Below are 16,821 nucleotides of genomic sequence, written 5' to 3'. Positions count from 1 at the left end.
GTTCGTGGTGTGTGTTGTGCGGGGCCGGTCGCGTCCGGCGTCGCTCAGCGGTCGAGGCCGTAGCGCTCGCGGGCCTGTCCGACGGTCGCCGGGGGGACCTGCCCGGCCCGGGCCAGCCGGTCCAGCGCGGTCACGACGATCGACTCGGCGTCCACCCGGAAGTACCGGCGGACGTCCTCACGCGTGTCGGACAGACCGAAGCCGTCGGTGCCCAGGGAGTAGTAGTCCTGCTCGATCCACTGGCTGATCTGATCCGGTACCTGCCGCATCCAGTCGCTGACCGCCAGTACAGGACCGGGCGCGCCCGCGAGCGCCCGGGTGACGAACGGCGTGCGCTCCTCGCCGCGCATCCTGGCGTCGTCGGCGCGCATCGCGTCCCGGCGCAGCTCCGTCCAGGACGTCACCGACCACACGTCGGCGTGCACGCCCCAGTCGGAGGCGAGGAGTTCCTGCGCCCGCAGGGCCCAGTGGACGGCCGTACCGGAGGACAGCAGCTGCAACCGCGGTCCGGCGGCGCCGGGTCCGGCGGGCCGGAACCGGTAGACGCCCCGGACGATGCCCTCCTCGATGTCCGGCACCGCCGGCATGGCCGGCTGGTGCTTCGGCTCGTTGTACACGGTCAGGTAGTAGAAGACGTTCTCGGGACGCTCGCCGTACATCCGGCGCAGGCCGTCCCGGACGATCACCGCGATCTCGTAGGCGAAGGCCGGGTCGTAACTGACCGCCGCCGGGTTGGTGGCGGCCAGCAGATGCGAATGGCCGTCACCGTGCTGCAGACCCTCGCCGGTCATGGTCGTGCGCCCGGCGGTGCCACCGACCACGAAGCCACGGCCCATCTGGTCGCCGAGCGCCCAGAACTGATCGCCGGTGCGCTGGAATCCGAACATCGCGTAGAAGATGTAGAACGGGATCATCGGCTCGCCGTGGGTGGCGTACGAGGTCGCCGCGGCGGTGAACTCGGCCACGGAACCGGCCTCGGTGATGCCCTCGATGAGGAGCTGCCCGGTGGTGCTCTCCCTGTAGTGGAGGAGCTGGTCCGCGTCGACGGGGTCGTAGTTCTGACCCTGCGGCGAGTAGATGCCGGCCGTGGGGAACATCGACTCCATGCCGAAGGTGCGGGCCTCGTCGGGAACGATCGGCACCCAGCGCGCGCCGCTCCGCTCGTCCCGCATCAGGTCCTTGACCAGCCGGACCAGCGCCATCGTGGTGGCGATCTCCTGGTTTCCGGACCCCTTCTCCAGGGCCTCGAAGGGCTTGGCGGGCGGCTCCGGCAGCGGCGCGGCCGTCACCCGGCGCAGCGGGAGGGGGCCGTCCAGCCCGGCCCGTCGCTCGCGCAGGTACCGCGCCTCGGGCGAGTCCGCCCCGGGATGCCAGAACGGGACCTGGTCCCCGGCGAGCGCGCTGTCGGGGATGGGCAGCTCCAGCACGTCGCGCAGCTCACGGAACTGCGCCATCGTGAGCTTCTTCATCTGGTGGTTGGCGTTGCGCGACTCGAACGCCGAGCCCAGCGTGTGGCCCTTGACCGTCTGGGCGAGAACCACCGTCGGAGTGCCCCGGTGCTCCACCGCGGCCCGGTAGGCGGCGTACACCTTCAACGGCTCGTGTCCGCCGCGGGAGTTCTCGAACAGTTCCACCACCTGCGCGTCGCTCAGGGACGCGGAGAGGGCGGACAGGGCGGTCCCGGTGAAGAAGTTCTCGCGTATGTACGCGGCGTCCCGCGCGGCCAGCGTCTGCAGCTGCGCGTCGGGCACCTCGCCGAGGCGCCGCACCAGGTCACCCGTGCTGTCCTGCCCCAACAGCGGGTCCCAAGCCTCTCCCCACAACGTCTTGACCACGTTCCAGCCCGCGCCCCGGAACCGTGCCTCCAGCTCCTGGACGATCTTCGAGTTGGAGCGGACCGGCCCGTCCAGGCGCTGCAGGTTGCAGTTGACGACGAACGTGAGGTTGTCAAGGCCCTCACGGGAGGCGAGCGTCAGGGCGGCCATCGACTCCGGCTCGTCCGTCTCCCCGTCGCCCAGGAACGCCCACACCCGTGAGGCGGAGGTGTCCTTGATACCGCGCGCGTGCAGATAGCGGTTGAAGCGGGCCTGGTAGACGGCGTCGAGCGGGCCGAGGCCCATGGAGACCGTCGGGAACTCCCACAGCCACGGCAGCCGCCGGGGGTGCGGGTAGGACGGCAGGCCGTGACCGCTGGCCTCCCGCCGGAAGCCGTCCAACTGCTCGGCGCTCAGGCGCCCTTCGAGGAACACTCTTGCGTAGATGCCCGGGGAGGCGTGCCCCTGCAGGAAGAGCTGGTCGCCGGAGCCGTCGCCGTCCTTGCCCCGGAAGAAGTGGTTGAACCCGATCTCGTAGAGCCAGGCCGCCGACGCGTAGGTGGAGATGTGGCCGCCGAGCCCCAGGCGTGAACCCCGGGTGACCATCGCGGCGGCGTTCCACCGGTTGAGCGCGGTGATCCTGGACTCCAACTCCAGGTCACCGCCGAACTCGGGCTGCGCGGCGGCCGGGACGGTGTTGATGTAGTCCGAGGACAGCAGTGGGGGCAGCCGGGTCCCGGACGCCTCGGCGAACTCGTGCACGCGCCGCATCAGGTACGCCGCCCGTTCCGGCCCGGCGTTGCGCACGACGGCGTCGAGAGAGGCCCGCCACTCGGCGGTCTCCTCCCGGTCACGGTCGGGTAGCTGGTCGAGCTCACTGATCGCGGGCGTTTCAGTGGGCCGGGACGGATCGTTCATGGCAGCCTTCCTGGCACGGCGTTGGGACGGGTGGGGCCGGCCGCGGACACAGGGGTCGGCGGCCGGCGGGAAGCGCGGGCGACGGTGCGGCGTCGCCCGCCGGAGTCAGCGGCTCTTGAGCCACTCGGTGAAGGTGTGGTGGCCCAGGTGGGCGTCCGGTCCGGGCAGCAGGGTCCGCTCCCCGACCACCGCGCCGAAGAAGGGCGCCTGCGCGTCGGCGACCACTGGCCCGGTCCGGCCCAGGACGGCCAGCAGCTCGCCGGTGGCCTCCTCGAGCCGGAGCTCCTGCGGTCCCGCGACCTCTAGCACCCCGAAGCGGGGCAGTCCCACTGCGGCATGGGCGACCGCCGCGGCGACGTCGTCCGTCGAGACCGGGCGCACCAGCAGAGGCGGCACGTGCACACCGTCGGGCCGGATGCCGTCCGTCGCGATCGCCTCGACGGACTCGTGGAACGGAGTGGCGCGCACCAGGGTGCAGGGCACGGTGGCGTGCCGCGCCAGGTCCTCCTGTGCCGCCTTGGCCCGGAAGTAGCCGGAGCCGACGAGGTCGGTGCCCACCACCGACAGCGCCACATAGTGCTCCGCGCCCGCCGCGGCAGCGGCCTTGAGGAGATGGCCCGTCGAGGCGGTGAAGAACCGCGTACTGACTGTCTGCTCCCGTGAGGGGGCGTCGGTGACGTCCACGATCACCTCGGCGCCGCGCAGGGCTCGCTCCAGGCCCTGTCCGGTGCTCACGTCGACCCCGTCCGCGCGCGAGACCGGCACGACCTCCACGCCGTGGTCGCGGAGCCTGGCGACCGTCCGGGAACCGATCAGACCGGTGGCACCTACAACGGCGACTCTCATCTGGATCTCTTTCGTCGGGGGCCGATGACCCTGGCGGGTGTCCGATGGGCGGCGACGGCGGCGGGCGTCCGCGTGCCACCGTGCTCACCACACCTAGACAGGTCGGAGCCGGTTCTTGTGACACCGTGTCGGCGCGGCCGACCGTCTCCACGTGTCACAGATTCCCGGGGGATCCGGTCAGGAGAATCGAGCGGTCGCCACGACCGCGACGATCACGTGAAGGCGCGGACGATGTGTCGCGCGGACACGGTGCAACCACGGAAGGTGCGACCCAGTGTCGGAGAACTCACAGCACACCCAGCACGGCCACCACGGACACGGGCACGGCACGGGCGGCGAGGACGGCCCCAGCTGGACCCGGGCGGCGAAGATGCTCCAGGACGCCTCACCGGTGACCGTTCCCGAGGGCGCCTCGGCCATGACTATCCACGTCGAGTGGGAGCCCGGCGACCCCGGTACCCCGCCGCACCGCCACTCCGGCCCGGCGTTCGGCTACGTCATCAAGGGTGCCGTCCGCTTCGAACTGGAAGGGGAGCCGGAGCGTGTCATCGAGGCCGGCGGCACCTTCTGGGAGCCCGGCGGCGACGCCATCCATTACCAGGACGGCAACGCTCTGGACGACGAGCGGACCGAGTTCGTCGTCACGATGATGTGCGCGCCCGGCAAGCCCATGCTGGAATTGGTCGACGAGGCGGAACTGAAGGAGCGCGTCCACCTGCGCGCACCGCGGCCGACCGCCTGACAGCTGCGCGGGGCCCTGCGTCCGTGACACCCTGGCGAGTACCGGTGTCACGGACGCAGGGCCCCGCTTTTTGTACTTGGCCATTTTCCCGGTCCTTGCTGCTACTCCACGAAGTACGAGTCGTGCCGGTCGAAGAACACGGCCCGCTCCTCCTCCGAAGCGTGCGCCAGCTGCGACACCTGCTCGAAGTACTCCTCGCGCGGAGCGCCCGGCGTGAACAGCAGCAGCATGTCGGCCGGGGCGTCGGAGTCGTTCCGGAAGGCGTGCAGCCCGCCCTGCGGCACGTGCAGGAAGTCCCCCTTGCGGGCGTCGACCCACTGCACACCGTCGAAGACGCGCACGGTGCCGTCCAGGATGTAGAACGATTCGGAGATCCGCTTGTGGAAGTGCGTCTTGGGGCCGCCCGCCCGGGGCCGCATCTCCACCCGGTACAGCCCGAACTCGCCCCGGGTGGTGGCGGTCGTCGCCAGGTAGTGGGTGGCGTCCTTGCCCGGACCGCTCTCGCCGAGGTTCGGCGGTGTGGTGGCAGGCCGGAAGACGGCGCTGACCTCACCGTCCTCGCCCCAGTACTTCTGTTCCGGATACGGATACGACATAACAGGTTCCTCTTCTCTTTCTCTGTGACAGGACTTCTCTGCGACAGGACCGGCGCGGGTTCGCCGGTGCCGGCCGAAAGCCCGGTCGGGGGTCATTCGGCGGATCGGTGATGAGTGAAGCGGGAGACCAGCGGCGGCTCCAACAGCCCGCCGTGGGCCCAACGTTGCGGCCGGTGCGGGGCCGCAGTGGTCTGCCGCAACAGGGCGAAGGCCAGCGCCGCGCCGACGGCCAGCAGCCCCGCACACAGCGGCATGGCCCTGCGGAACGACGCATCGAAGGCGGCGCCCGACCGGTAGGCGTCCGGCCCCATCCCGACCAGGAGCGGCAGCGCCGCCACGGCCATCAGCCCGGCCGCCCGCGCCGCGGCGTTGTTGATGCCGCTGGCCAGCCCGGCGTTCGATGCGTCCACCGAGGACAGCAGAGTCACGGTCAGCGGAGCGACCAGGACGACCATGCCGGTTCCCATCACCACCAGCGCGGGCAGGACGTCGGCCGGGTAGGACGCGCCCGGCCCGACCCGCAGCATCATCAGCATGCCCGCGCCGCACACCAGCGGTCCGAGAGTGAGCGGGAGCCGGGGCCCCAGCCGCTGGGCGAGCACCCCCGAGCCGGAGGAGAACAGCAGCATCAGCACGGTGGTGGGCAGCATGGCCGCGCCGGCCGCCAGGGCCGAGTACCCGACGACGATCTGCAGCTGTAGCGCGGCCAGGAAGTAGAACCCGCCGGTGCTCGCGTAGACGCACAGGGTGATCAGGTTTATGGCGGTGAACTGCCGGGAGGAGAAGATCGCCGGCGGCATCATGGGGTCGGCGCTGCGCCGCTCCACGTGGAGGAAGGCGGCGCCGCCGACGACGCCGCCGACTGCCGCGGCGACGGCCACCGGCCCACCGTGGCGTGCCGCGGTCAGCGCGTAGGTGGTCAGGGCGAGGGCCAGGGCGCCCAGGACGGCGCCGGGTACGTCGAAAGCCCAACGCCCCCGGCCGGCAGCGCCGGTGGCCACCACCGTGTCCTCGCGGAGCCCGCCCACGGATTCCGGGACGTGGTTCAGCGCGACGGGCACGCACAGCAGCGCCGGGACGATGCTCAGCACAAACGTCCACCGCCAGCCGGGGCCGTCGACCAGCCACCCGCCGAGGAACGGTCCGAGGGCCGCCGCGATCCCGCCGAAACCGGACCACAGGCCGATCGCGCGCGGCCGGTCGTCCGGGTGGAAGGAGGCCTCGATGATCGCGAGCGAGCCGGGGGTGAGCAGCGCGCCGCCGACGCCCTGCAGCGCCCGGGCGGCGATCAACGTGCCGGCGTTCGGCGCGAGAGCGCACAGCAGCGAGGCGACCGCGAACCACACGACGCCCACGACAAAGACCCGCCGCCGCCCGAGTCGGTCGCCCAGGGAACCGCCCAGCAGGATCAGGCCCGCCAGGGCCAGCATGTAAGCGTTCACCGTCCACTGGAGCACGGCGAGATCGGCGCCGAAGTCCCGGCCGATGCGCGGCAGCGCGACGTTGGTGACGGTGGAGCCGAGCAGGACCACACTCGATCCCAGCACCGTGGCCAGCAGGGTCCACCGGCCGCGGGCACTGGCGATCCGGAGCAAGGGAACGGGAACAGGGGCGGCGCCGTCCGTGGCGGGAGAGTGCTTCATGTCGTGTCCTGGCGTCGTCCGGTGACCACGGGCCGGCGGGGCGGGGATCACCCGGGCGACGGCGGCAGTCGGTGCAGTGGGGCGAGCGGACACCGGGCGGGCCGGGGTCCGTCGCCCGGCCGATGGCCGGGGTGGCCGGGTGACGGACCCGCGCGTCCGGCCGGGCCGGAGCGGTCGGCTCAGCCGAACATGCCGGGCTTGTAGCCGCCGGCCGGCTGCCGGTTGATGACGTTGATGCGGTTGTAGGCATTGATGACCGCGATCAACGAGATCAGCGCCGCGAGCTGGTCCTCGTCGTAGTGCTTCGCGGCGTTCGCCCAGGCATCGTCCGACACCCCGGCCGAGCCGTCCGCGATGCGCGTGCCCTGCTCGGTCAGTTCCAGGGCCGCGCGCTCGGCCTCGGTGAAGACCGACGCCTCGCGCCACACGGCCACCAGGTTCAGCCGCTGCTGCTCCTCGCCGGCGGCGGTGGCGTCCTTGGTGTGCATGTCGGTGCAGAAGCCGCAGCCGTTGATCTGACTGGCACGGATCTTCACCAGCTCCTGAGTGGCGACCGGCAGGGTCGAGTGCACCGCCGCTCCGGCCGAGTTCAGGTGCTTCATGACCTTGCCGGCGAGAGCGTTGCCGAAGTAGTTGATGCGAGCTTCCACGGGGGATCTCCTCAGGTGCGGAACAATTACGGTCCACTGACCGGGAACCTGCCGGATCTGTGACACCGCGGGTCCCGGTTCACCGGGATAGCGGTGTGACACCGTATGAAGATGCTGGTACCAGGCACCACGTCCGGGCGGCCGTACACAGCCCGATAGCATCACGGCACACCGTCAGCGAATACAAGGTGATCACCATGGCAACCGAAAGTGTTCTGCATCCGAGCCTCATCGTCCCGATCGGGCACGTCGAACCCGTCCCGCGCCGCATCCGGGGGATGGTCGCCGGCCGGGTCGTCTTCGACACCCGCCGTGCCCTGTACGTGTGGGAATGGCAGGCATACCCTCAATTCAGCATCCCCGTCGAGGACTTGGTCGACGGGGAGCTCCGCGACGACGGACACATGGAGCAGCTCGGTGCCGGCCCGGCGCACCGTCACACTCTTCAGGTCGGACCGGAGGTCCGCGAAGGGGCGGTGTGGGTCTGGGGCGAGGGCGCTCCGGGCGCTCTGCGTGACACCGTGCGTTTCGAATGGGAAGCACTGGACACCTGGCTCGAAGAGGACGAGCCGGTCTTCGTGCACCCCCGCAGCCCCTACTCCCGTGTCGACGCCCTGCGTTCGAACAGCAGGGTCCGGGTCGAGCTGGACGGAGTCGTGCTCGCGGAGGCCGACAACTGCGTCAAGCTCTTCGAGACCGGCCTGCCGACCCGCTACTACCTCGACCCCGCGACCATCGACTGGGCCCGGTTGCGCCACTCGGACACGGTCACACGCTGCCCGTACAAGGGGACGACGAGCAGCTACTGGTCCTTCGACGGTGACGCCGCCTCCCACGAGGACATCGCCTGGACCTACGACTTCCCGACCGCCCACGTCCACCGCATCGCGGGCCTGACCGCGTTCTACAACGAGCACGTCGACCTGTACATCGACGGCTTTCTGCTGCCGAAGCCCGCGGATGCGGACCGGACTTCAGCCGACCGGTGATCCGCCGGGGGTGCATTTCGCATCCCTTTCCCCGGCGCGTCACACAATGGCTCCCGGCCCGGTCTCATGGGAGGGAAAGACCTCCCGAACTCACCGCCCGTAAGGACCGTGCCATGAGTGACATCGTTCTCGAACCCGCCGCGCAGGAATTCGCCGACGCCACTGCCAAGCCGCCGCTGCTGTACGAACTCGGCGTCGAAGGCGCCCGCAAGTTGCTGGACGACGTCCAGTCCGGACCGGTCGAGAAGCCGGACGTGGACGAGAAGTGGATCACCGTCCCCGCGGAGGTCGGCGATGTGCGTGTGCGCATCATCAAGCCCGTCGGCAGCACGGGCGTCCTGCCCGTGATCCTTTACGTCCACGGCGGGGGCTGGATCCTCGGGAACTCCGGCACCCACGACCGCCTGGTGCGCGAACTCGCCGTGGGCGCGAAGGCCGCCCTGGCCTTCGTCGAGTACGACCGCTCCCCGGAGGCGAAGTACCCGGTCGCCATCGAGCAGGCGTACGCCACAGCCCGCTGGATCACCGCCCGGGGCGGCGACGAGGGGCTGGACGGCTCCCGCCTGGTCGTCGCCGGGGACTCCGTCGGCGGCAACATGAGCGCCGCCCTCACCCACCTGGCCAAACAGCGAGGCGACGTGAGGTTCCTGCACCAGTCGCTGTACTACCCGGTCACCGACGCCGGGCAGGACACCGAGAGCTACCGCACCTTCGCCCACGGGCCGCACCTGACGGCAAAGGCCATGGAGTGGTTCTGGAACGCTTACACCACCGACCCGACCGAGCGGGACCAGGTCACCGCCTCCCCGCTGCGCGCGACCCTGGAGGAGCTCCGGGGACTGCCGCCGGCGTTCGTCGCCGTCGACGAGAACGACGTGCTGCGCGACGAGGGCGAGGCCTACGCGCGCAAGCTGATCCAGGCCGGTGTGCCGACCACGAGCGTCCGCTACAACGCCTCGCTGCACGACTTCATGATGCTGAACCCGGTCCGCGGAACCCAGGCCTCCACCGCGGCGATCGAGCAGGCCGTCCACGTGCTGCGCGAAGCCCTCGGCACCAATTGATTCCGTGCGCGGCAACGGCGCGGAAAACGATCCCTGTTTTCCGCGCTCGCCGAAAGACCGCACGTCCCTCGAACCAGTACAGCCCTCCATCCGATGGCACGCGCAGGGCGCAGGCCGCATGCCACCGGCTGAATGAAAGGCCCCTTTCATGAGTGCACAGAAGCCGACCGTCGTCCTCGTCCACGGAGCGTTCGCGGACTCCTCGAGTTGGAACGGCGTAGTCGAAAGGCTCCAGTCCCACGGCCATTCCGTGGTATCCGCGAGCAATCCGCTGCGCGGGCTGAGCAAGGACAGCGACTACGTCCGACAGCTCGTGGAGTCCATAGCGGGCCCCGTGGTCCTCGTCGGGCACTCCTACGGCGGTTCGGTGATCAGCAACGCCGCACGCGGACTCGACCAGGTCAAGGCGCTCGTCTTCGTCGCGGCCTTTCTGCCGGACGAAGGGGAGAGCGCGGTCGCCCTGTCCGGGAAGTTCCCGGGCAGCACCCTCGGGGAGACGCTCCACGCCGTGCCGATCGCCCTCCCCGACGGCAGCCGGGTGGCGGATCTCTACATCGAGGAGAGCAAGTTCCACCAGCAGTTCGCCGCCGACGTCCCCGAGAAGACCGCGGCGGTCATGGCCGCCACCCAGCGGCCCGTGGCCGACGCCGCGCTGGCCGAGGGAGCCTCCGCCCCCGCCTGGAGGGACATTCCGTCCTGGGTCCTCGTGGCGACCGAGGACCGCAACATCCCGGCCCAGGTACAGATCTTCATGGCCGAACGCGCGAAGGCCACGGTCGTGACCGTCGACGCCTCCCACGCGGTCGCCGTCTCCCGTCCCGGTGACGTCGCCCGCCTGGTCGACGAGGCGGTACAGGCCACCGGTTGAGCCACCGTGATACCGAGGCGCGGTCGGAGTCATCGCGCCGTCCTCGCGGCCCGGCTTCGCTCCGGGCGCCGGGCCGCCGACTTCGGGAGCGCATCAATGAGCACGGAAGAGCAGGCCGCTCGCGGGCTGGCCGACATAGAGGCCTACCTGTACTGGGAGGCTCACCTCAGTGCCGCCCGTCAGCGCGTGGCCGCCTTCATCGCGCAGTCGGTGGGGCTCACCCACCAGCAGAAGAGGGACATCGAAGAGTGGTACCTCGACGAGCAGAAGTACGTCGCCGGGGTGGTGACGCAGCACATCGCCGACAGCGTCGCCGAGGCCGACTCGGCCCGCCATTGGCGTTTCCTGCGGTGGATGCGCCGGATGCTGATCGCGGTGGCCGTCCTGACCCTGCTGACCTTCGTGGGCACGGTGCTCCTCGTGAGTTCGCGCCCCTGACCCGAGCCGCGGGAAGAGCATCGATTTCGAGCCAGCCCCAGGCACTGTGAACGCCGGGGGTATCGTGGCCGCAGGAGGCGGCCATGGTGAGGGGTGGGGCTCGGACCGGGCTCATCGGGAGACGAGACGAGTGCCGGGTCCTCGACGACTTGCTCGCGCAGGCCAGGGACGGTCGCAGCGGCATCGTGGTGGTGCGCGGCGAGGCGGGGATCGGGAAGACTGAACTGCTCAACCACCTCATCGACCGGGCCGGTGGATTCCGTGTCGTGCGGGCGGCCGGCGTGCAGTCCGAAATGGAACTGTCCTATGCCGGACTGCACCAACTCTGCGCCCCGCTGCTGTCCCATCTCGATGATCTCCCCGGGCCACAACGCACCGCCCTGCGCACGGCGTTCGGGATGCAGGCCGGAGACGCGCCCGACCGGTTCCTGGTCGGGCTGGCCACGCTGAGCCTGCTGGCTGGGGCCGCCGGCGACGAGCCCATGCTGTGCCTGGTCGACGACGCACAGTGGCTGGACCGTGTGTCGTCCCAGACACTGGAGTTCGTCGCGCGCCGGCTGCTCGCCGAATCGGTGCTGCTGGTCCTGGCCGTCCGCGAGTCCGGCTCCCGCGAGATCCTGTCCGACCTGCCCGAACTCTTCGTCCACGGGCTGAACGAACGGGATTCCCGACAACTCCTCGACTCGGTCGTCACCGGACCGCTCGACCCACGGGTACGGGACCGGATCGTCGCCGAGACGCGTGGAAACCCGCTGGCCCTGCTCGAACTGCCGCGCGGCCTGACCGCCATGGAGATGGCAGGAGGCTTCGACGGCCCCACGGCCCGGCCCCTGGCCGGCCAGATCGAGGCGGGCTATCTCCGCCGTATCCAGGCACTCCCCGCCGAGGCACAACGCTTGCTGCTCATCGCCGCCCTCGAGCCGGTCGGCGACGTCTCCTTGCTGCGGCAGGCCGCCGAACGCCTGGACATCCCGGTGGACATCGCCGTCACCCATGCCGAGGCATCAGGCCTCCTGACGCTCGGCACCTGGGTCCGCTTCCGTCACCCCCTGGTCCGCTCGGCGGCGTACCGGGCCGTCGACTTCGAGGAACGGCGCCGCGTGCACCAGGCGTTGGCCGAGTCGATCGACGCGAGCCTCGACCCCGAACGCCGGGTGTGGCACCTGGCGAGCGCGGCCACGGAGCCCGACGAGGCGGTGGCCGCGGAACTCGAGGGTTCCGCCGGCCGCGCCCGCCGCCGCGGGGGACTCGCGGCCGCGGCGGCCTTCCTGCACCGGGCCAGCGAGCTGACCCCCGATGCCGAACGGCGCGCAGCCAGGACCCTGGCCGCCGCGCAGGCCAAGTTCCAGGCGGGCGCCTACGACACCGCGCGGGAACTGGTCGGCGTGGCGGACGTGAACCCGCACGGCGAGGTGGGGACCGGCCGGGCGAACCTGCTGCGGGGACAGATCACGTCCGCGGCCCAGAGCGCCAGTGCGGGACTGCCCCTGCTGCTCGAAGCGGCCCGGCAGCTCCAGCCGTACGACGCCGGACTGGCCCGCCAGACCTACCGGGACGCCATCTACGCGGCGCTGACCGCGGGCCGGCTGGCCACGGGCGGGGTCCGCGACGTCGCCGAGGCCGTGCTGAGCGTGCCGGGCCGCGACCGCCCGGCCAACCGCGAGGATCTCCTGCTGACCGGCATTTCGCGGATGGTCACCGAGGGGTACTCCGCAGGTGCTCCGCTCGTCCTCGACGCCGTGAACGCCTTCCGGACGGAACGCCGCACACCGCAGGACGCCCTGGGCTGGCTTCCGCTCGTGTGCCGCATGGCACACAGTGTGTGGGACTTCGCCGCCTGGTCCGAACTCTCCGCCCGTCTGGTCGAGTTCGCCCGGCAGGACGGAGCGCTCGCCGTGCTGCCCTCCGCTCTCCTGCTGCGTCTGTCGAACCGGGTGTTCGCGGGCGATCTTCGGGCCGCCGACTCCCTCACGGTGGAAGCCGACGCGATCGGCGAGGCCACGGGCAGCAGCTTCTTCGCCCACTACGGATCCCTCGTCGTGGAGCCCTTCAAGGGCAGGGAGGCCTCGACCCGGCAGGCGATCGCGGCCGTCACGCACGACCGTCTCCTCCAGAGCGAGGGCAAGGTCATCACCGCCACCCAGTGGGCGGAGGCGGTCCTCTGCAACGGCCTCGGCCGCTACGAGGAGGCCTACACCGCCGCCGAGCGTGGCTGCGAGAACCCTCAGGAACTCGGCCTGTCCCTGCAGTCCAGGGTGGAACTCGTCGAGGCGGCGGTCCGGCTGGGCCGGACCGCGCGCGTGGCCGAATCGGTGCGCACGATCGAGGAGATGGCCCAGGTCAGCAGGACGCCCTGGGCGCTGGGCACGTCGGCCGCCGTCCGTGCTCTGGTGGCAGAGGGAGCGGCCGCCGAAACCCTGCACCGGGAGGCGATCGAGCAGCTCGACCTGGCCCAGACCCGCATGGACAGCGCCAGGGCACGGCTCCGCTACGGCGAGTGGCTGCGCCTAGAAGGGCGAGGGGCGGACGCGCGATCCCGGTTGGGCGAGGCCTACGAGATGCTCAGCGAAGCGGGGGCCGAGGCGTTCGCGGAGCGCGCGCGACGGGAACTGCAGGCTGCCGGGGTGAAGGTGCGCCGACGGGCCGCGGCGACGTCGGTCACGTTCACCGCGAAGGAGGCCGAGATCGCGCGGCTGGCCCGGGACGGGTTCACGAATCCGGAGATCGCCGCGCGGCTGTTCCTCAGCCCGCACACGGTCGAATGGCATCTGCGCAAGGTGTTCGCGAAGTTGGGGATCTCCTCCCGCAAGGAGATCGGCTCCGTGGAGCTGGACACCCTGGCGACCAAGTCCTGACCGGGCCACGGTCCGCTCACGGCGACAGCGGTTGGGCGGGGGAGACGCCCTCGGGTTCGGCCAGCAATGCGGGCACGGTGACGATCGTCATCTCGCGCGTCAGCAGGCGGTGCACGGGACAGCGCCCGGCTGCCGCCAGCAACTGCTCCCGCTGGGCCGGATCCAGCTCACCGGTCAGCCCCACGTTCTTGACGATGCGCCCCTGCCCGCCGAACCGCACGGCCACGTCTACACGGTCGAGTCGCCAGCCGCGCCGTTCGGCCAGGGCCCGCACGGCCATGGACGTGCACGACCCGAGCGCGGCCAGCAGCAGCTCTCCCGGAGTGGGGCCGGCATCGGCGCCCGCGGGCTCCGGTTCGTCGGCGGTCAGCATGTGGGTGCCGATCGCGATGGAGCGAGTGAGCCGTTCGCCTTCGGCGACGGAGACGAGGCGTGTGATCATGGGTCTTCCTCTCGGCCGGGATACGGGACCGTGGCCAAACGTGTCCCCGCCACACAGACCGTGCCGACGGCAAACGTGTGACATCCGGCCCCTGGCCGGTGCGGACGGCCCCGTCCGCCCTGCTCAGCAGCTGCCGGTCACAGCGCCGTGTGCAGGGACCGCCGGGAGGCGATGCCGAGCTTGGCGTACATCTTCCGCAGATGCCATTCCACGGTGTGCGGGCTCAGGAACAACTGGGCGCCGATCTCGGAGTTGGTGAGCCCGTCCCGTGCCAGCTGCGCGATCTGGGCCTCCTGGGCGGTGAGGGTCGCCGTGGCGCGACTGTCACGCCGGGCCACCGACTCACCGGTGGCCCGCAACTCGCGGACGGCGCGGTCGGCAAATGCTTCCGCTCCGAACCGCGTGAACAGGGCGTGTGCCTCATGCAGTTGCTCCCGGGCGTCGCTGCGGCGGCTCTCCCGCCGCAGCCACTCCCCGTACAGCAGGTGTGCCCGGGCCAGTTCCATCGCCACCTTGGTACGCCCGAGGCGTTCGATCGCCTCGCGGTACCGTTCCTCGGCTGCGGCGCCTTGGCCGAGCAGCGCCCGGGAGCGTGCCTGGACGCCCAGGGCCCAGTCCGTGCCGGCGGCCTCGGTGGCCCGCACGAGGCGGTCCAGGGCGGCGCGGGCGGCGTCGTGGCGGCCGCTGCGCACGCCGGCCTCCACCAGCTCGATCAGTCCCCAGTTGGCCGCGACCAGGTCCTGCGGATGCGCGCTCGCCGAGCGGGCCGCTTCGAACGCCTCCTCGAACCGGCCCAGACCGTTGAGGAGCACGGCCTCCGCCCTTCGCGCTATGGCCACGCCGATGCCCTCACCGCGCTGCACGGCGCTCTCCAGGCCCGCCTTGATCAGCGGTAGGGCCTCGCCCGCCCGTCCTTGCCAGGCGACCAGTGACATCGTGCCGAACGGTGTGAAGCTGCCGCCGACCGCTTCCTGGACACGGGTGATCTCCGCGATGAGGAGGGCCGCCTCGGCCAGTTCCCCGGCGCATGTGTGGACGACCACACGTGAGTTAAGGGCGAGCGGCAGTTCGGCCAGCGCGCCGACTGCGCGGGCGGTCCGTACGTGGCGTGCCGCCAGCTCCGTCCAGCTCTCGTCGTCCCACATCTCGGCCGCAAGTGCCGAGACCAGCCACGACCAGCGCAGGATCTGCTCCGGGTCGGCCTCCCGGCGGAACAGGCGCAGCACGCTGTGCGCGGAAGGCACCGCGGCGCGGTAGTCGTCGGTGAACCGCGTGGCCAGGGCGTCCAGCAGTACGTCCGCGGTACGCGTCGGCCCGGTGGAGGACGACGGTGTCCGTCGCGCGGCCGCTGCCACCTCGCGCGCGTCCGCGTCAGAGGCGAGGCGGCCGGCGAGCATGGCGGCTGACAGAGTGTCCAGGAAGGTCTCATGGGCCAGGTCGGTGTCGAGCGGCAGCAGGCGGCGTGCGGTGCCGAGAAGCAGGGGGACCGCTTCATCCATGCGTCCTGAGACAAAGGCGATCTGGGCCTGGACCAGGTCCGCGCGGGCGCGGTGGAGTTCGTCGAGGGCTCCGCTGCGGGCCAGTGCCAGGAGTTCGCGCGCGGCGGCGGGCGCACCGGCGCGGATCTTCGCCTGGGCTGCGGCGAGTGCACGTGTCGCCTTGCGCCGGGGGTGGGACGTCAGGACGGCCGCGTGGGCGAGGAAGGCGGCCGCCGCCGCAGTGGCGCCGCGCGCCGCCGCCCGCCCGGCCGATGCCTCCAGCTCACCGGCGATCGCTTCGTCCGGCCGCACCGTCGCCCGCGCCAGGTGCCACGCGCGGCGGTCGGGATCGAGGGCGGGGTCGGTCACCTCCGCCAACGCCCGGTGGGTTTCCCGCAGTTCCGCGAGGCCGGCCGAGCGATAGATGGCGGAGCGCAGCAGCGGATGCCGAAATCGCACGAGTGCGCCGACGACCAGCAGCCCTTCCGCCACCGCCGGGTCGATCGCGCTCGGGCTGATGCCCAGGTGCCCGGCGGCACGCCGGAGCAGCGCCACGTCGCCGATCGGCTCGGCGGCGGCGATGAGGAGCAGGCGTTGTGTCGCGGCCGGCAGCGCGTGGACCCGCCCGAGGTAGCTGCGCTCGATGCGGCCCGACACGGGACCAGGACCGCTGCGGTGGAGTCCGTCCGTCGTTCCCATGTCAGGGCGGTCGTGCGGCAGTTCCAGCAGGGCGAGCGGGTTGCCACGGGCTTCGGCAAGGATGCGGTCGCGGATCTGGGTGTCCATCGGTTCGCCGACCGAGGCACTCAGCAGGCTGCGGGCGTCGGTGTCGTCGAGTCCACCGACCGTCAGCTCGGGAAGACCCGCCAGCTCGTCGCGTCTGCGCTGCTCACGGGAGGCGAACACCAGGGCCAGGGGTTCGGCGAGCATCCGCCGTGCCACGAATGCCAAGATCTGCGCGGAGACCCGGTCGAGCCACTGCGTGTCGTCCACGAGGCAGAACAGGGGCTGCTCGGCGGCAACGTCGGTCAGCAGTCCGAGTACGGCGAGGCCGACGAGGAATCGGTCGGGAGGCGGGCCGTCACTCATCCCGAACGCGGTGGCCAGGGCTTCTCGTTGCGGAGGCGGAAGGCGGTCGAGGCGGTCGAGGAACGGGGCGCACAGCTGGTGCAGTCCCGCGAACGGCAGCTCCATCTCCGACTCGGCCCCCGCCCCACGGGCGATGCGGTGCCTCGTGACACGGGATTCCAGATGATTCAGCAGAGCAGACTTCCCGATTCCGGCATCGCCCCGCAGGACCAGAACGGCGCTGTGTCCTGCTTCCACCTCAGCGGCCATAGCGTCGAGCGCCTCGCGCTCACGGCGGCGGCCCCGCAGCTGCCTCGGATCGTCCCGGCTGCTCACCCTGACCTCTGCACGAGGGGGAGCATAACAACAGCTCCGGCGGCCGATGCCGCCGCGGTGAGGCGCTGCCGCGA

13 protein-coding genes are annotated in these 16,821 nt (G+C 71.2%); 6 read left to right on the top strand and 7 right to left on the bottom strand.

Annotated elements, in window-relative coordinates; all coding sequences use genetic code 11:
- Positions 1-44 precede the first annotated feature (44 nt).
- A complete protein-coding gene (gene aceE, locus ACN20J_RS00205) occupies positions 45-2,732 on the bottom strand; it encodes a pyruvate dehydrogenase (acetyl-transferring), homodimeric type (RefSeq protein WP_406485846.1) in 2,688 nt (895 codons plus the stop codon).
- Between the two features lie 105 nt (positions 2,733-2,837).
- On the bottom strand, positions 2,838-3,578 hold the full coding sequence (locus ACN20J_RS00200) for an SDR family oxidoreductase (protein ID WP_419664737.1): 741 nt from the start codon (positions 3,576-3,578) through the stop codon (positions 2,838-2,840).
- Between the two features lie 274 nt (positions 3,579-3,852).
- On the opposite strand from ACN20J_RS00200, the gene ACN20J_RS00195 reads away from it, so the two are divergent.
- Positions 3,853-4,320: a cupin domain-containing protein gene (locus ACN20J_RS00195; RefSeq protein WP_406485844.1), complete on the top strand. Its 468-nt coding sequence runs from the start codon at positions 3,853-3,855 to the stop codon at positions 4,318-4,320.
- 101 nt (positions 4,321-4,421) lie between these two features.
- On the opposite strand, the gene ACN20J_RS00190 is transcribed toward ACN20J_RS00195, so the two are convergent.
- From ACN20J_RS00190 to ACN20J_RS00180, 3 genes are all read right to left on the bottom strand, one after another.
- Positions 4,422-4,916 (bottom strand): cupin domain-containing protein, encoded by a 495-nt coding sequence (locus tag ACN20J_RS00190; RefSeq protein ID WP_406485842.1) that lies wholly within the window; start codon positions 4,914-4,916, stop codon positions 4,422-4,424.
- 92 nt (positions 4,917-5,008) lie between these two features.
- Positions 5,009-6,559: an MFS transporter gene (locus ACN20J_RS00185; RefSeq protein ID WP_419664736.1), complete on the bottom strand. Its 1,551-nt coding sequence runs from the start codon at positions 6,557-6,559 to the stop codon at positions 5,009-5,011.
- Positions 6,560-6,738: 179 nt separating this feature from the next.
- A complete protein-coding gene (locus ACN20J_RS00180) occupies positions 6,739-7,209 on the bottom strand; it encodes a carboxymuconolactone decarboxylase family protein (protein ID WP_033324196.1) in 471 nt (156 codons plus the stop codon).
- A gap of 197 nt (positions 7,210-7,406) precedes the next feature.
- Here ACN20J_RS00180 and ACN20J_RS00175 point away from each other — a divergent pair, with 197 nt between their 5' ends.
- The 5 genes from ACN20J_RS00175 (at position 7,407) to ACN20J_RS00155 (ending at position 13,423) form a co-directional block, all read left to right on the top strand.
- Entirely contained in the window at positions 7,407-8,198 is a 792-nt protein-coding gene (locus tag ACN20J_RS00175) for a DUF427 domain-containing protein (RefSeq protein WP_406485839.1), read from the top strand.
- A gap of 113 nt (positions 8,199-8,311) precedes the next feature.
- Positions 8,312-9,262 (top strand): alpha/beta hydrolase, encoded by a 951-nt coding sequence (locus tag ACN20J_RS00170; protein WP_328843202.1) that lies wholly within the window; start codon positions 8,312-8,314, stop codon positions 9,260-9,262.
- A gap of 148 nt (positions 9,263-9,410) precedes the next feature.
- Entirely contained in the window at positions 9,411-10,130 is a 720-nt protein-coding gene (locus ACN20J_RS00165; protein ID WP_419664735.1) for an alpha/beta fold hydrolase, read from the top strand.
- Between the two features lie 96 nt (positions 10,131-10,226).
- Positions 10,227-10,568 carry a hypothetical protein gene (locus ACN20J_RS00160; protein ID WP_406485837.1) on the top strand — a complete coding sequence of 114 codons (342 nt, stop codon included), beginning with the start codon at positions 10,227-10,229 and terminating at the stop codon, positions 10,566-10,568.
- 83 nt (positions 10,569-10,651) lie between these two features.
- Positions 10,652-13,423 (top strand): helix-turn-helix transcriptional regulator, encoded by a 2,772-nt coding sequence (locus ACN20J_RS00155; protein ID WP_419664734.1) that lies wholly within the window; start codon positions 10,652-10,654, stop codon positions 13,421-13,423.
- Between the two features lie 16 nt (positions 13,424-13,439).
- Here ACN20J_RS00155 and ACN20J_RS00150 read toward each other — a convergent pair whose 3' ends face one another.
- Both ACN20J_RS00150 and ACN20J_RS00145 read right to left on the bottom strand, forming a co-directional pair.
- Entirely contained in the window at positions 13,440-13,865 is a 426-nt protein-coding gene (locus ACN20J_RS00150) for an OsmC family protein (protein WP_328843198.1), read from the bottom strand.
- A 137-nt stretch (positions 13,866-14,002) separates the two neighbouring features.
- Positions 14,003-16,681, bottom strand: a complete 2,679-nt coding sequence (locus ACN20J_RS00145) for a LuxR C-terminal-related transcriptional regulator (RefSeq protein ID WP_419668805.1) — start codon at positions 16,679-16,681, stop codon at positions 14,003-14,005.
- Positions 16,682-16,821 lie beyond the last annotated feature (140 nt).

The sequence above is a fragment of the Streptomyces sp. 2-1 genome (assembly GCF_048564895.1).
Lineage (GTDB): Bacteria > Actinomycetota > Actinomycetes > Streptomycetales > Streptomycetaceae > Streptomyces > Streptomyces phaeochromogenes.
This window is presented reverse-complemented; position numbering and strand designations above follow the sequence as displayed.

What these genes read in the sequence shown, in the direction of transcription:
- aceE (WP_406485846.1), bottom strand. Translation starts at nt 2,732, where the DNA reads ATGAACGATCCGTCCCGGCCCACTGAAACGCCCGCGATCAGTGAGCTC.
- ACN20J_RS00200 (WP_419664737.1), bottom strand. Translation starts at nt 3,578, where the DNA reads ATGAGAGTCGCCGTTGTAGGTGCCACCGGTCTGATCGGTTCCCGGACG.
- ACN20J_RS00190 (WP_406485842.1), bottom strand. Translation starts at nt 4,916, where the DNA reads ATGTCGTATCCGTATCCGGAACAGAAGTACTGGGGCGAGGACGGTGAG.
- ACN20J_RS00185 (WP_419664736.1), bottom strand. Translation starts at nt 6,559, where the DNA reads ATGAAGCACTCTCCCGCCACGGACGGCGCCGCCCCTGTTCCCGTTCCC.
- ACN20J_RS00175 (WP_406485839.1), top strand. Translation starts at nt 7,407, where the DNA reads ATGGCAACCGAAAGTGTTCTGCATCCGAGCCTCATCGTCCCGATCGGG.
- ACN20J_RS00170 (WP_328843202.1), top strand. Translation starts at nt 8,312, where the DNA reads ATGAGTGACATCGTTCTCGAACCCGCCGCGCAGGAATTCGCCGACGCC.
- ACN20J_RS00165 (WP_419664735.1), top strand. Translation starts at nt 9,411, where the DNA reads ATGAGTGCACAGAAGCCGACCGTCGTCCTCGTCCACGGAGCGTTCGCG.
- ACN20J_RS00160 (WP_406485837.1), top strand. Translation starts at nt 10,227, where the DNA reads ATGAGCACGGAAGAGCAGGCCGCTCGCGGGCTGGCCGACATAGAGGCC.
- ACN20J_RS00155 (WP_419664734.1), top strand. Translation starts at nt 10,652, where the DNA reads ATGGTGAGGGGTGGGGCTCGGACCGGGCTCATCGGGAGACGAGACGAG.
- ACN20J_RS00150 (WP_328843198.1), bottom strand. Translation starts at nt 13,865, where the DNA reads ATGATCACACGCCTCGTCTCCGTCGCCGAAGGCGAACGGCTCACTCGC.
- ACN20J_RS00145 (WP_419668805.1), bottom strand. Translation starts at nt 16,681, where the DNA reads ATGGCCGCTGAGGTGGAAGCAGGACACAGCGCCGTTCTGGTCCTGCGG.